The organism is Paraburkholderia sp. USG1 (assembly GCF_031570135.1).
Taxonomy (GTDB): Bacteria; Pseudomonadota; Gammaproteobacteria; order Burkholderiales; family Burkholderiaceae; genus Paraburkholderia; species Paraburkholderia dioscoreae.
In genome coordinates this window covers 94,558-108,354 of the sequence record NZ_JAMWXW010000010.1, presented here as the reverse complement: position 1 = coordinate 108,354, position 13,797 = coordinate 94,558, and the positions used below count along the sequence as shown (strand labels likewise).

Here is a 13,797-nt window from a genome sequence, read left to right as displayed (position 1 = left end):
GATTCAGTCAGTCACGACTTTCCAGATACGGAGACCGTCATGGGTTACCAACAAGGTTTGAGCGGTTTGTCGGCATCGTCGAGCGATCTCGATGTGATCGGCAACAACATTGCCAACGCGAACACGGTTGGCTTCAAGAGCGGCGCTGCGCAGTTCGCCGACATGTACGCCAATTCGGTGGCGACGGCGGTGGGCAACCAGATCGGCATCGGCACGAAGCTCGCCGACGTGCAGCAGCAGTTCTCGCAAGGCACGATCACGAGCACCAACCAGGCGCTCGACGTCGCGATCAACGGCAATGGCTTCTTCCAGCTGTCGAACAACGGCTCGCTGGTGTACTCGCGCAACGGCGTGTTCCAGCTCGACAAGAACGGCTTCATCACCAACGCGCAAGGCCTGCAACTGATGGGCTACGCCGCGAACAGTTCGGGCATCATCAACACCGCGCAAACCGTGCCGCTCACCGTGCCGACCGCGAACATCGCGCCGCAAGCGACCACCAAGATCGTCGCCGGCCTGAACCTGAATGCGCAGGATCCGCTGATGCTCGGCACGCCGGCCGTGACGCCGACGCTCGTCACGGGCAGCACGCTCACGACGCCCGGCGCGACCATCACGAACACGGCTTCGGGCACGAACAACGACAGCTACACCGTCAACTTTACGACCCCGACAACCTACACGGTCACCGACACCACGCTCGGCACGACGTCCGCTGCCGCGACGTACACGGCGGGCACGGCGATCTCGCTGGGGAACGGCCAGACCATCACGTTCAACGGCACGCCGGCTACTGGCGACAGCGTCGCGATCGCGCCGACGCCCGTGGCATTCAACCAGAACAGCTCGTCGACCTACAACTACTCGACCAGCACGACGGTCTACGACTCGCTCGGCGGCTCGCAGACGGTCAACATGTACTTTGCCAAGACCTCGGCCGGCACATGGAACGTGTATGCAGGCACTTCGACGGGCACGGCGCAACTGATCGGCCACGCGAACTTCAATTCGTCGGGCACGCTGCTCGGCACGACGGACGCAGCCGGCACCGCGACCACCACGCCGTTCGCCTACAACTTCCAGATCCCGACCACCGACGGTTCGTCGACGCCGCAGAATCTGACGCTGAACATCGCCGGCACGACGCAGTACGGCGGCAAGGACGGCGTGAACTCGCTGCAGCCCGACGGCTACGCAGCCGGCACGCTGACGAGCTTCACGATCGGCGCCGACGGCACGCTGACCGGCAACTATTCGAACCAGCAAACCGCGGCGCTCGGCCAGATCGTGCTGGCGAACTTCTCGAACCAGAACGGTCTCGTGAACCTCGGCAACAACGAATTCCAGCAGACCTCGCAATCCGGCGTCGCGCAGATTTCGGCTCCGGGCTCGACCAATCACGGCGTACTGCAAGGCGGCGCGGTGGAGAACTCGAACGTCGATCTGACGAGCGAACTGGTGGACCTGATCACCGCGCAGCGCAACTATCAGGCGAATGCGCAGACGATCAAGACCCAGCAGACGGTCGACCAGACCCTGATCAACCTGTAAGCGACCGGGACCACCCATCATGGATCGGCTGATCTACACCGCGATGTCGGGCAGCACGCAAGCGCTCGAACAGCAGGCTATCGTCGCGAACAACCTGGCCAACGCATCGACCACCGGTTTTCGCGCGCAACTGGCGACTTTCCGTGCCGTGCCGATGTCGTTCGGCGACGGCAGTTCGATCAACGACAACACCACCCGCACCTTCGTGCTGTCGTCGACGCCGGGCGCGGACTACACGCCGGGGCCGATCCAGCAGACGGGCAATCCGCTCGACGTGGCGATTCAGGGGCCGGGCTGGCTGGCGGTGCAAACCACCGACGGCGGCGAGGCCTACACGCGCGCCGGCAATCTGCATATCGACGAAAACGGCCAGTTGGTGAACGCCACCAATCAGGTGGTGCTCGGCAACGGCGGCCCGGTCTCGGTGCCGCCGGGCGCGGAGATCACCATCGGCAAGGACGGCACAGTGTCCGCGCTGACGCCGGGCGATCCGCCCACCGCGGTGGTGACGGTGGATCAGCTGAAGCTGGTGAATCCGGATCCGCAAACCATGACGCGCGGCGACGATGGCCTCTTTCGTACCGGCGACGGCAACCCCGCCGATGCCGATCAGACCGTCACGCTGGCGCCGGCGTCGCTGGAGGGCAGCAACGTGAATCCGGTGAGCGCGATGGTCTCGATGATCACCAACGCACGCCAGTTCCAGATGCAGACCAAGCTGCTGGAAAGCGCCGACAAGAACGACCAGTCCGCCAACCAGTTGCTCAGCTTTAGCTAACGGGCGCTCAGGCGCCTTGGAGAAGAATAGTGAATCGCTCACTCTACATCGCCGCAACCGGCATGAATGCGCAGCAGGCGCAGATGGACGTGATCTCGAACAACCTCGCGAACGTCAGCACCAACGGTTTCAAGGGCTCGCGCGCGGTGTTCGAGGATCTGCTGTATCAGACCATCCGCCAGCCGGGCGCGAATTCGACGCAGAACACCGAACTGCCGTCCGGCATCCAGCTCGGCACGGGGGTGCAGCAGGTCGCCACCGAACGTCTGTATACGCAGGGCAACCTGCAGCAGACCGGCAACTCGAAAGACGTCGCGATCAATGGCCAGGGCTTTTTCCAGGTGCAGATGCCCGACGGCACGACCGCCTATACCCGCGACGGCTCGTTCCAGACCAACGCGCAAGGCCAGCTCGTGACCTCGAGCGGCTATCAGGTGATTCCGGGCATCACGATCCCGAACAACGCGACCTCGCTCACCATCGGCAGCGACGGGGTGGTGTCGATCACCGTTGCCGGTTCGACCAACAGCCAGCAGCTCGGCTCCATGCAGGTCGCGACTTTCATCAACCCGGCCGGCCTCGACGCGAAGGGTGAAAACCTGTTCGCGGAGACCGCTTCGTCGGGCGCGCCGAACGTCGCGCAGCCGGGCCTGAACGGTGCCGGCACGCTGAATCAGGGGTACGTGGAAGCATCGAACGTGAACGTGGTGCAGGAACTGGTGAACATGATCCAGACGCAGCGCGCTTACGAAATCAACAGCAAGGCCGTGACGACCTCCGACCAGATGCTGCAGACCCTGAGCCAGATGCAGGTTTAAGGCTCAAGGGACTGGAAATGAATAGCGCCCGCCACCCTGCCGCTTCGCGCCCGTCCCCCCGAGGGCGGGCGCGAAAACCTGGGGCGGCCCGGCGTTTTCTCGAAAGGCAGTAATCAAGATGTCGCACTTCACTCGCAATCCGGTTCATTCGCGCACCGCGCAGGCGCTCGTGCAGCTCACGCTGCTCGCGGCCCTGGGTGGCTGCGGCCTCGTGCCCAAGCAGCCGATCACGCAGCAGCCGATGACGGCGCTGCCGCCGATGCCGCCGCAAGCGCAGTCGCCGGGCTCGATCTTCAACCCCGGTTACGCAGGCCGGCCGTTGTTCGAAGACCAGCGCCCGCGCAATGTCGGCGACATCCTGACCATCGTGATTCAGGAAAACGTCAACGCAACGAAGTCCTCGGGCGCCAACGCGAACCGCTCGGGCAACACCAACTTCAACGTGCCGACGGCGGGTTTCCTTGGTGGCCTGTTCGGCAAGACCAATCTGAGCGCCACGGGCGCCAATGTGTTCAGCGGCACCGGCGGCGCGAACGCGTCGAATACGTTTAACGGCACGATCACCGTGACGGTGACGGGCGTGCTGCCGAACGGCAACCTGATGGTGAGCGGCGAAAAGCAGATGCTGATCAACCAGGGCGATGAATTCGTGCGCTTTTCCGGCGTGGTGAATCCGAACACGATCTCCAACCTGAACGCCGTCTACTCGACCCAGGTGGCCGACGCGAAGATCGAATACTCCGCGAAGGGCTATCTCAACGAAGCCGAAAACATGGGCTGGTTGCAGCGCTTCTTCCTCAACGTGTCGCCGTGGTGATCATGCGTACCGTCTTCTTTCGCTCCGGCCGCCTTAACCGCTTTATGCGATTCGTTCAGCTCGGCCGTGCCGCGGCGCTGCTCGCGCTCGCTTGCGCGGCGTTGCCGGTGGCGACGCCGGCGCACGCCGAGCGTCTGAAGGATCTCGTGCAGATTCAGGGCGTGCGCGACAATCCGCTGATCGGCTACGGCCTCGTCGTCGGACTCGACGGCACGGGCGACCAGACCACGCAGACGCCGTTCACCACGCAGACACTCGCCAACATGCTGGCGAACCTCGGCATCTCGATCAACAATCAGGCGGCGGGCTCGACCAACCAGCAGTCGTCGCTGTCGAACATCCAGTTGAAGAACGTCGCGGCGGTGATGGTGACGGCGGTGTTGCCGCCGTTTGCACGTCCCGGCGAAGCGATCGACGTGACGGTGTCCTCGCTCGGCAATGCCAAGAGCTTGCGCGGCGGCACGCTGCTGCTCACGCCGCTGAAGGGCGCCGACGGCCAGGTGTATGCGCTCGGCCAGGGCAATCTCGCCGTCGGCGGCGCGGGCGCCAGCGCGAACGGCAGCAAGGTGCAGGTGAACACGCTGGCCGCTGGGCGCATTGCCGGCGGCGCGATCGTCGAGCGCGCGGTGCCGACTTCGGTGTCGCAAGCCGGCACGATGCAGCTCGACCTGAACGACATGGACTACGACACCACGCAGCGCGTGGTGGCCGCCGTGAACAATGCGTTCGGCAGCGGTACGGCGACCGCGCTCGACGGCCGCACGATCCAGCTGCACGCGCCGAGCGATCCGGAACAGCAGGTCGCCTTCATGGCGCAATTGCAGAACCTCGACGTCAAGCCGGCGCAAGCCGCCGCGAAGGTGATCCTGAACGCGCGCACCGGCTCGATCGTGATGAATCAGATGGTCACGCTGCAGAACTGCGCGGTGGCGCACGGCAACCTCTCGGTCGTGATCAATACGCAGCCGGTGGTGAGCCAGCCGGGTGCGTTCTCCAACGGCCAGACGGTGGTGGCCAAGCAGTCGCAGATCCAGATGAAGCAGGACAACGGCGCACTGAAGCTGGTGACCGCCGGCGCCAATCTCGCCGAGGTGGTGAAGGCGCTCAATGCATTGGGTGCGACGCCCGCGGATCTGATGTCGATCCTGCAGGCGATGAAAGCGGCGGGCGCTTTGCGCGCCGACCTGGAAATCATCTAAGGAAGACACAGGATGAATTCGGATACGACCAATTCCGCCGCTTCGGCGAACGACCTGACCCAGCGCTTCGCGCTCGACGTGCAGGGCTTCGCGAAGCTGAGCGCGCAGGCCAAGGCATCCCCGCAAGCCGGCATGAAGATGGCCGCGCAACAGTTCGACGCGGTGTTCACGCAGATGATGCTGAAGAGCATGCGCGACGCGACCCCGCAAGACGGTCCGTTCGATTCGCACGACAGCGCCACCTTCACGTCGATGATGGATCAGCAGTTATCGCAGCAGCTTTCGCAAAAGGGTATTGGCGTGGCTGACGCGATGCTCAAGCAACTGATGCGCAACCAGGGCATGCAGGTGGGAGGCGGTGCGGCAGGTGCAGGGGGTCTCGCCGGCATGGCCAACGCGTTGGGCGGCGGCAGCAGCGGCGGCGACGAAGGCCAGACCGCCGCGCTGAACGCGCTCGCCAAAGCATACGGCAATGCCCAGGCCAACGGGCAGCTGGCAATGGGCAAAGGCTATTCGGCCAACAGCGCGCTCACTCCGCCGCTCAAGGGCGACGGCAGTTCGCCGAAGGTCGACGCTTTCGTCGATAAGCTCGCCGGGCCTGCCCAGGCCGCCAGCGCGGCGACCGGTATTCCGGCGCGTTTCATCATCGGTCAGGCTGCGCTCGAATCGGGCTGGGGCAAGAGCGAGATCAGGAAGGCGGACGGTTCGACCAGCCACAATGTGTTCGGCATCAAGGCGACCAAGGACTGGACCGGCAAGACCGTGTCGACGGTCACGACTGAATATGTGAACGGCAAGCCGCAGCGCACCGTCGAAAAATTCCGTGCGTACGACTCGTATCAGGAAGCCATGACCGACTACGCGAGCCTGCTCAAGGGCAATCCGCGTTACGCGCAAGTGATCAATTCGGCCCATGACGTGAGCGGTTTCGCCAACGGCATGCAGCGCGCCGGTTACGCCACGGATCCGCATTACGCGAAAAAACTGATGTCCATCATGCAGAAAATGGGCTGAACGGCCGTCACGCAGTTCGAACTATCCGGGCATTCCATCGGATCAAAGCCATGCACGCGACGGGGCCAGGTGCATGAAAAGACGGACGGGGCCGGTCGCCGTGGGCGGCCGGCCTACCCGCGAGAGGCATAATGCGGTTTTCACCGTTTGCGTAAATAATTCATCGCACGCCCCTAAATTTTGTCCGGACGCTGCCGCTAATCAGTTACACCCAGGACCGGAAAGCGTTGTAATGTCCGGTTTGACGCGCGTGCTGCGGCTTCGATGAAGACCGCGCGAAAGCCCCGGCAGGAGCCTTGGCACGCGCCTGCAAGAACAAGCATACCGGCAAGCCCATGGATACTAACCAGTCGAACGGCCAGACCGACACGCACGGTCAGCCGCACGAACCGACCGACGAAAGCGCCAATGATTTTGGCCGTCGCAACCCGCTGGAGATCGGCGTTCAGTTGCGCAATCTCGTCAATCGCGGCGATTTCCTAACCGTTCAGTACCCGGGCGGACAACTCGTGACCCGTCTGCTCGACGTCGACGTGCGCGGGCGCACCTTCACGTTCGATTGGGGCGCACTGTCCGATCAGAACAAAGGCCTGCTTGGTGCGCCGCGCAGTCAGTTCCACGCGCAGCCGGACGGCGTGCGCGTGGAATTCGCCACCAACACGCCGCGCGAAACCCGTTTCGAAGGACTGCCCGCGTTCGAGGCCGACTTCCCCGAGGTGCTGTTTTACGTGCAGCGCCGCGAGTATTTCCGCGTCGATGCGCCGATTCTCGACCCGTACATGTGCACCGGCCTTCTGCCCGAAGGCGACAAATTCCGCTTCGAGGTTCACGACCTCTCGCTTGGCGGCGTCGGCATGCGCACCACCGACGAACGCGTGGCCGAATTGCCGATGGGCACGCGCCTGATGGATTGCGAACTGGCGCTCGGCGCGCTCGGCCGGCTTTCGCTCGATCTGCAGCTCGTGTCGCATCGCTCCACCGCGCTGCCCAACGGCACGCAGCGTTATCAACTCGGCTTTCGCTTTCTGACGCTGCCGGGCAGTGCGGAAAACACGCTGCAACGTCTGATCACGCAGCTCGAAATGAAGCGCCGTTCGCTGGTGCGCTGACTGCAATGCAGGATCGGCGCTGCGTGAGCGGGCCTGTTCGCGCAACGTTTGCCTGGCCGGTCCGTCACCAGGTGCTCGAGCACCCCGTTTTCACACCGTCCGCAAGCCTGCGCGCGATGAGTGACAAGCCAGGCGGGCTAGCCGCAAGCGTTGAAACAAACGTCGAACACACATCGGGATGACCTCAATTTTTCCCTGTTGAGGCCGTTAAACAGAATGTTCAGGTAACGCGGCGGCATGTGTACGGTGTCGCCCTTCAGGATGACGCATGTCCAATCTCATCAATCTCGGCCTCAGTGGACTCAATGCAGCCCAGTGGGGGCTCACGACGACCGGCCAGAACATCAGCAACGCGTCGACGCCAGGCTACACCATCGAAAATCCGGTGTATGCGGAAAGCGGTGGCCAGTACACGGGCTCGGGCTATCTGCCGCAAGGCGTCTCGACCACGACCGTGACGCGCCAGTACAGCCAGTATCTGACCACTGAGCTGAACAACGCGCAGTCGTCGGGCAGTTCGCTGTCGACGTACAACACGCTGATTTCGCAACTGAACAATCTGATCGGCAGTCCGACTGCCGGGATTGCGAGCGCGATCACCAGCTATTTCACCGGCTTGCAGAACGTCTCGAACAATGCGTCGAGCCTGGCGACGCGCCAGACCGCGATGAGCGGCGCGCAGACGCTGGTGAACCAGATCAACGCCGCGGGTCAGCAATACGACGCGCTGCGCCAGAGCGTCAACACGCAGCTCACCAATACCGTTTCGCAGATCAACAGCTACTCGCAGCAGATCGCGCAGTTGAACGGACAGATCGCCCAGGCCAGCACGCAGGGGCAGCCGCCGAACCAGTTGCTGGACCAGCGCGATCTCGCCGTGTCCAACCTGTCGCAGTTGATCGGCGTGAACGTGGTCAACAGCAACGGCAGCTACAGTGTGTTCATGAGCAATGGCCAGCCGCTCGTGTCGTCCGCCAACAGCTACAACCTGGGCACCGCGCCTTCCACCGGCGACACCAGTGAACTGTCCGTGCAGTATCTCGGCCAGGCCGGCGCGAACCCGGCGGCGGCGCCGCAGAACCTGCCCGACAGCAAGATCGACGGCGGCACGCTCGGCGGCCTGCTCGCGTTCCGCAGCCAGACGCTCGATCCGGGCGAGGCGCAACTCGGCGCGATTGCGGTGAGCTTTTCCGCGCAGGTCAACGCGCAAAACGGGTTGGGTATCACGCTTGCCGGCGCCAAAGGTGGCGCGCTGTTCTCGGTGGGCGGCCCAACGGTCTACGCGAACACGCAGAATACCGGCAATGCGTCGCTGAACGTGTCGTTCGCGGACCCCACTCAGCCGACCACCGGCGACTACACGCTGGCCTACAACGGCACCACTTACACGCTGACCGACAATTCGACGGGCACCGTGGTGGGTTCGGCAACTAACCTGAGCCAGCCGATCAACGGCCTGAATTTCTCGACCACTGGCACGATGAACGCCGGCGACTCGTTCACCGTCGAGCCGACGCGCGGCGCGCTGAACAGTTTCGCGACCGCCACCACCGACGCATCGGCGATCGCCGCCGCCGCACCCGTGCTGGCCGCCGCCGCCGCGAGCAACACCGGCACCGCCACGATTACGCAGGGCACGGTGACGGCCGGCTACACCATGCCGAACTCGACCACCACGCTGTCGTACGACGGCACGGGCCTGTCCGGCTTCCCGGCCGGTTCGACGGTGACGGTGGCCGGTACGCCTCCCACCACGTACACGATCGCCAGCGCGGCGACCGTGGTGCCGTATTCGTCGGCTACCGGCGCCACGCTCACGATCAACAACGCGACCGCCGGCCAGATGAACAATGTGTCGGTGACGATCAGCAACGCACCGGCTGCCGGCGACAAGTTCACCATCGGCCCGAACACCGGCGCGACCAACGACGGCCGCAACGCGCTGGCGTTGTCGAACCTGTCCACCGCCAAAGCGATGTCGGGCGGCACGGTCACGCTGACGGGCGCGTATGCGAACTACGTCAACAATATCGGCAACCAGACCAACCAGATCCAGACCTCGAGCACGGCGCAGAGCTCGCTGGTGACGCAGATCACCACCGCGCAGCAGTCGGTTTCGGGCGTGAACATCAACGAAGAAGCAGCCAACCTGCTTCAGTATCAGCAGCTGTATCAGGCGAACAGCAAGGTCATCCAGACCGCGCAGACCCTGTTCCAGACGATACTCGGCATCTTCCAGTGAGGCGTTGACAATGCGCATCTCCAGCACGCAGTATTTCAACATGAACGTTGCGACAATGAGCGATCAGCAAGCTCAACTGTCGCAGTTGTATGCCGAGATTTCGAGCGGCGTGAGCCTCTCCACGCCGTCGGACAATCCGCTCGGCGCGGCACAGGCGGTGCAGCTGAGTTCGACGGCGACGACCCTGTCGCAATACACCACCAATCAGGGCACTGCGCTCGCCTCGCTGCAGCAGGAAGACACCACGCTCGGCAGCGTCAACACCGTGCTGCAGACCATTCATACGCTGGTGCTGCGCGCCGGCGACGGCTCGCTGAACGACGGCGACCGCGGTTCGATCGCGACGCAGCTGCAAAGCTTGCGCAGCCAGCTGATGACGCTCGCCAATTCGACCGATCCGCAGGGCAACTACCTGTTCGCCGGTTATCAAAGCAGCGCGCAGCCGTACACCACGAATTCGGCCGGCGTCGTGACCTATTCCGGCGACACCGGCACGCCCGTCGTGCAGATCACCGACTCGCACGTCGTGCAGACCGGCGACAACGGCATTTCGATCTTCGGCAGCGTGGCGCCGATCGGCACGAGTGCGGTGCCGGCCGCGACGACAGGTAACACCGGCACGGGCGTGATCAGCTCGGTGAGCCTGAACAACCCGACCGACCCGACCAACGCGGACAAATATTCGATCAATTTTTCGTCGGCGACCACCTACACCGTGAGCCAGACCGATCCGGCTACCGGCGCGGTGACCACGAGTGCGCCGCAGGCATTCACCGCCGGTTCGGCCATCACGCTCGGCGGCCAGTCGGTGACGATCACCGGTGCGCCGAACGCCGGCGACAGCTTCACGGTGACGCCGGCCACGCAAGGCAGCATGGACGTGTTCGCCAATCTGAGCCAGTTGATCACCACGCTGCAAACGCCGGTGTCGGGCGGCGCCTCGACGGCCAGCTTCCAGAGCGCGCTGACCACCAGCATGGCCCAGCTCGAGAACACGATGAACAACGTCGTGACGGCGCAAGCGGCGGTGGGTGGCCGCGAGCAGGAAGTGCAGGCATTGCAGACGGTCACGCAAACCAACACGCTGCAGACCTCGAGCAATTTGGCGGATCTGACGCAGACCGACATGGTCAAGACGATCGGCAAGTACACGATGACGCAGGCTGCATTGCAAGCGGCGCAGCAGGCGTTCGCGAAGATTCAGAATATCTCGCTGTTCCAGTACCTGAACTGATAGCACGAGTAGTCTGAAACGGAGAAGGGCGGAGCCGGTGTGAGCCGGGTCCGCCCTTCTTGTTTTTGCGTGCGCTGCATTGTGCAGCGGATGCTGGTGCTGGCCCAACCGACGAAAAAACTAAAAGCCCGCTGAGATGTAATCAGTCGCATATAACGCGACCGTCAAGATCGATATCCCAGAAAACCAACCGGCCCATTTCAAGGCAGACCAGCGCTTCCATGCTGCTGCATTGACAACACCCAGAAGCATTGCCGGCCCCAACAAGTATGCGAGAAGAAGCGCCGTGTCCCACCACGAGACAGCGCATTTACCGAGTTCATGGCACCTGGCTATGGACCCATTGGAATGACGTGGCCATTGAGTGTGACTGAATGCATATAAACATGCCCATGTCAGGAATAGACCGCCAAAAGAACCGACCAGCGAGACACCAAAGCGCTTCACTTGATCTCCCAGAACAGGATTGATTTTGAGCCACGCAGATCGGAGTAACTCAGATCCGAAGCCACGCTTGCCCCCTGCCGAAATGACTGGATGCCCACAATAGTCGCTACGCCGTCAAAAAAGCCGCTGATCGTGAGTCGTGAACCGTTCCAAAGATCAATGTGCCCACCGCTTGCGTTGCCTACGTTTTCGCCATCGCGCGTCCAATACCGGGAAAATTGAATGATACCGGTGCGGCCCTTGACCTTTGATTCCCAATCGGCACCTGTTATATCTTCGGCCTTTGGAAGTCCCGCAAACGGACGCAATTGCAACCACTCGCCTAATTCGTCGGCTCGCGTCGCAGTGGCTTTGCCATCAAGCATGATCCGGCCAATGGATGGCTGGCCGGAGAGCCGTTTAACCAATTTCTGTGAAAATGACTTCATTTCGACGCCGACACGGTGAAATGTCACACTCATCCGAATAGCGCATTGGTCGCGATAGGCTGGACTATCGTAAGGGGCGCCTGATGGATAGTTATCCCACAACTGCCGAAAAGTCAGTGCCTTTAGTTGCACTTCCTTGATCGAATTCGGCGTCGAATTGGTTTTCACCACGGTCATCTTGTTCGGCATTGTTCAGACTCCTTCCTGTCTCGCAAGGGCTTCGTCCCCCCAATACACTCTGTAGTTGGCGGCTGCATCTGCGCGGACGCGCGGCATGCGGCCGTCTTCATCAAGTCGCCCTGAAACAGTCCGGCCGTCAGCCGATTCGACGAAGTACGGATAGCCTTCGAGGTTCACCAACGTCGTTATGCCGCGCACCTGTTCGTCATAGATGCCTGTCGCCAGCCATTAATTGTCGATGGTGGATGCAACACTGCTCGCCGCCACCGCGATGTCGTCGATCCAGTAAAAACATCCGGGATTAAGGCTGGCCATCACATAGTTGCTGAGTGGCCGAGCCACCAATGACGAGGCCGCCTGTCGTTGTCGGGCTGCCTTGCACCACGAGCGCCTTACGCATGGGTCTTGTCTCCGTCGATGCGCGTACGCCTGTATCCCGGCTCACCGAAGGTTGCAAACAGATGCGTTGTTTCGTTCTTTTCCTGTCCCGGCATTCTCAACGCCCCCTTATGGAATGAGCCAACATGTACGGGATCGTGTGCCATAGCTGAGCACACCTATGCCGTAGTACATTTCGGCAAATTCCAACGAGATCAGGTATCCGATAAGTCCGAAAAGACGGATATTTTTGTAACGATTTGTCGATGCCTGATGTGGGCCAAAGAGGCGCCGCCGCAGACAGTCGCATTTTTTGTCGGAAGCATGGAAGTCGCGACCTAAGACGGCGACCTATACTGCCTGTGCAGACGCGGATGCAATACCGCGCGCAAAGCAAGTCACTTCAGTTTGGATTACGCGCGAAAAAATGCCCGCTCTGGGCGGGCATAAAGATTACGGACTCGCTACAAGGTAGCGATTCAAAGGCCACGTAGCGCCCTTATTCAAGCCTCACTACCTGAACCCCGCCGCCACCCGCCCCATCTGATCAATCCCAACATCAAACAGCCGCATGAAGAACGGAATCATATTCGGGGTCATCAGTTGCAGAAGCAGCATGCCGATCAGCATGGTGAGCGGAAAGCCGATCTGGAACACGCCGATCTGCGGCGCGGCGCGATTCAGAATGCCTAGCGCGAGGTTGGTGATGAGGAGCGCGACCACCACCGGCAGCGACAGCAGCAGTCCCGCTGAAAACACGGTGCTGCCGAAATTTGCCAGCGTACGCCAGCCGGGCGCGCCGAGAATGTTCGCCGAGACCGGCACCGACTGGAACGTGGCGAGCAGTGCGCTGATCATCTGCAAATGGCCGTCGATCACCAGAAACACCAGCATGGCGATGGTGTTCATATAGCTCGACAGCACCTGGCTAGAACTGCTTGCCTGCGAATCGAAGAAGGTCGCAAAGCCGAGCCCCATGCCGAGGCCGACAAAGTCGCCGGTCGCACTGATCGCCTGAAACACGATCTGCATGGTCATGCCGAGCGCAATGCCGATCAGGAACTGGTTGACGATGATCCACACGCCTTCGGCGGAAAACACCGTGACTTGCGGCAGCGCGCCGAGCGTCGGCGCGACGATGATCGTGACGAAGGCCGCGAGGCCGATCTTCACGCGGATCGGCAGCGAGCGGTTGCCGAGCACCGGCGCGGTGGCGACCAGCGCGAGAATGCGCACGAACGGCCACAGGAACGCGGTGAGCCAGGCGTTCAGTTGCGCGTAGGTGACGGAAAACATCGCGGCGGGGAAGGGGAAGTGACCGGCGCCGCGCTCAGTTGACGAGCGTCGGAATGTTGGTGAGCGTCTGGCGCAGATAGTCGAGTATGGTCGTCAGCATCCACGGGCCGGCGATCACCATCGTGACGGCAATCGCCAGCAGCTTCGGGATGAACGACAGCGTGCTTTCATTGATCTGCGTGGCGGCCTGGAACAGGCTCACCACCAGACCGACCACCAGCGCGACCAGCAGCAGCGGCGCGGCGAGCAGCAGGCCGACGTACATGGCCTGGTGCGCGAGCGTCATGACGGATTCTTGATTCATGG

The 13,797-nt window shown here is 62.3% G+C and carries 12 protein-coding genes; 9 read left to right on the top strand and 3 right to left on the bottom strand.

Going from position 1 to position 13,797, the window contains the following annotated elements; all coding sequences use genetic code 11:
* The first annotated feature begins 39 nt into the window (after positions 1-39).
* The 9 genes from NE850_RS15490 (at position 40) to flgL (ending at position 10,762) form a co-directional block, all read left to right on the top strand.
* Positions 40-1,551 carry a flagellar hook protein FlgE gene (locus tag NE850_RS15490; protein WP_007179951.1) on the top strand — a complete coding sequence of 504 codons (1,512 nt, stop codon included), beginning with the start codon at positions 40-42 and terminating at the stop codon, positions 1,549-1,551.
* A gap of 19 nt (positions 1,552-1,570) precedes the next feature.
* Positions 1,571-2,329: a flagellar basal-body rod protein FlgF gene (gene flgF / locus NE850_RS15485; protein WP_007179950.1), complete on the top strand. Its 759-nt coding sequence runs from the start codon at positions 1,571-1,573 to the stop codon at positions 2,327-2,329.
* A gap of 29 nt (positions 2,330-2,358) precedes the next feature.
* Entirely contained in the window at positions 2,359-3,147 is a 789-nt protein-coding gene (flgG, locus tag NE850_RS15480) for a flagellar basal-body rod protein FlgG (protein WP_007179949.1), read from the top strand.
* A gap of 118 nt (positions 3,148-3,265) precedes the next feature.
* Positions 3,266-3,964, top strand: coding sequence for a flagellar basal body L-ring protein FlgH (gene flgH, locus NE850_RS15475; RefSeq protein WP_007179948.1), 699 nt, complete (start codon positions 3,266-3,268; stop codon positions 3,962-3,964).
* A 44-nt stretch (positions 3,965-4,008) separates the two neighbouring features.
* Positions 4,009-5,163: a flagellar basal body P-ring protein FlgI gene (locus NE850_RS15470; RefSeq protein ID WP_085954216.1), complete on the top strand. Its 1,155-nt coding sequence runs from the start codon at positions 4,009-4,011 to the stop codon at positions 5,161-5,163.
* A gap of 12 nt (positions 5,164-5,175) precedes the next feature.
* Complete coding sequence (gene flgJ / locus NE850_RS15465; RefSeq protein WP_007179946.1) at positions 5,176-6,177, top strand: flagellar assembly peptidoglycan hydrolase FlgJ; 1,002 nt, start codon at positions 5,176-5,178, stop codon at positions 6,175-6,177.
* A gap of 335 nt (positions 6,178-6,512) precedes the next feature.
* Positions 6,513-7,286: a flagellar brake protein gene (locus NE850_RS15460; RefSeq protein WP_007179945.1), complete on the top strand. Its 774-nt coding sequence runs from the start codon at positions 6,513-6,515 to the stop codon at positions 7,284-7,286.
* A 268-nt stretch (positions 7,287-7,554) separates the two neighbouring features.
* Positions 7,555-9,528 (top strand): flagellar hook-associated protein FlgK, encoded by a 1,974-nt coding sequence (flgK, locus tag NE850_RS15455; protein WP_007179944.1) that lies wholly within the window; start codon positions 7,555-7,557, stop codon positions 9,526-9,528.
* A gap of 10 nt (positions 9,529-9,538) precedes the next feature.
* A complete protein-coding gene (gene flgL / locus NE850_RS15450) occupies positions 9,539-10,762 on the top strand; it encodes a flagellar hook-associated protein FlgL (protein WP_007179943.1) in 1,224 nt (407 codons plus the stop codon).
* Positions 10,763-11,205: 443 nt separating this feature from the next.
* On the opposite strand, the gene NE850_RS15445 is transcribed toward flgL, so the two are convergent.
* The 3 genes from NE850_RS15445 to fliQ all read right to left on the bottom strand — a co-directional run bounded on the left by NE850_RS15445 (position 11,206) and on the right by fliQ (position 13,795).
* On the bottom strand, positions 11,206-11,826 hold the full coding sequence (locus tag NE850_RS15445) for a type VI secretion system amidase effector protein Tae4 (RefSeq protein ID WP_310698902.1): 621 nt from the start codon (positions 11,824-11,826) through the stop codon (positions 11,206-11,208).
* Between the two features lie 882 nt (positions 11,827-12,708).
* Positions 12,709-13,491: a flagellar biosynthetic protein FliR gene (fliR, locus tag NE850_RS15440; protein WP_007179939.1), complete on the bottom strand. Its 783-nt coding sequence runs from the start codon at positions 13,489-13,491 to the stop codon at positions 12,709-12,711.
* A gap of 34 nt (positions 13,492-13,525) precedes the next feature.
* Positions 13,526-13,795 carry a flagellar biosynthesis protein FliQ gene (fliQ, locus tag NE850_RS15435; RefSeq protein WP_007179938.1) on the bottom strand — a complete coding sequence of 90 codons (270 nt, stop codon included), beginning with the start codon at positions 13,793-13,795 and terminating at the stop codon, positions 13,526-13,528.
* Between the last annotated feature and the right edge of the window lie 2 nt (positions 13,796-13,797).

Excerpts from the sequence above, each read along its gene's own strand:
- NE850_RS15490 (WP_007179951.1), top strand. The coding sequence starts at position 40 with ATGGGTTACCAACAAGGTTTGAGCGGTTTGTCGGCATCGTCGAGCGAT.
- flgF (WP_007179950.1), top strand. The coding sequence starts at position 1,571 with ATGGATCGGCTGATCTACACCGCGATGTCGGGCAGCACGCAAGCGCTC.
- flgH (WP_007179948.1), top strand. The coding sequence starts at position 3,266 with ATGTCGCACTTCACTCGCAATCCGGTTCATTCGCGCACCGCGCAGGCG.
- NE850_RS15470 (WP_085954216.1), top strand. The coding sequence starts at position 4,009 with ATGCGATTCGTTCAGCTCGGCCGTGCCGCGGCGCTGCTCGCGCTCGCT.
- flgJ (WP_007179946.1), top strand. The coding sequence starts at position 5,176 with ATGAATTCGGATACGACCAATTCCGCCGCTTCGGCGAACGACCTGACC.
- NE850_RS15460 (WP_007179945.1), top strand. The coding sequence starts at position 6,513 with ATGGATACTAACCAGTCGAACGGCCAGACCGACACGCACGGTCAGCCG.
- flgK (WP_007179944.1), top strand. The coding sequence starts at position 7,555 with ATGTCCAATCTCATCAATCTCGGCCTCAGTGGACTCAATGCAGCCCAG.
- flgL (WP_007179943.1), top strand. The coding sequence starts at position 9,539 with ATGCGCATCTCCAGCACGCAGTATTTCAACATGAACGTTGCGACAATG.
- NE850_RS15445 (WP_310698902.1), bottom strand. The coding sequence starts at position 11,826 with ATGCCGAACAAGATGACCGTGGTGAAAACCAATTCGACGCCGAATTCG.
- fliR (WP_007179939.1), bottom strand. The coding sequence starts at position 13,491 with ATGTTTTCCGTCACCTACGCGCAACTGAACGCCTGGCTCACCGCGTTC.
- fliQ (WP_007179938.1), bottom strand. The coding sequence starts at position 13,795 with ATGAATCAAGAATCCGTCATGACGCTCGCGCACCAGGCCATGTACGTC.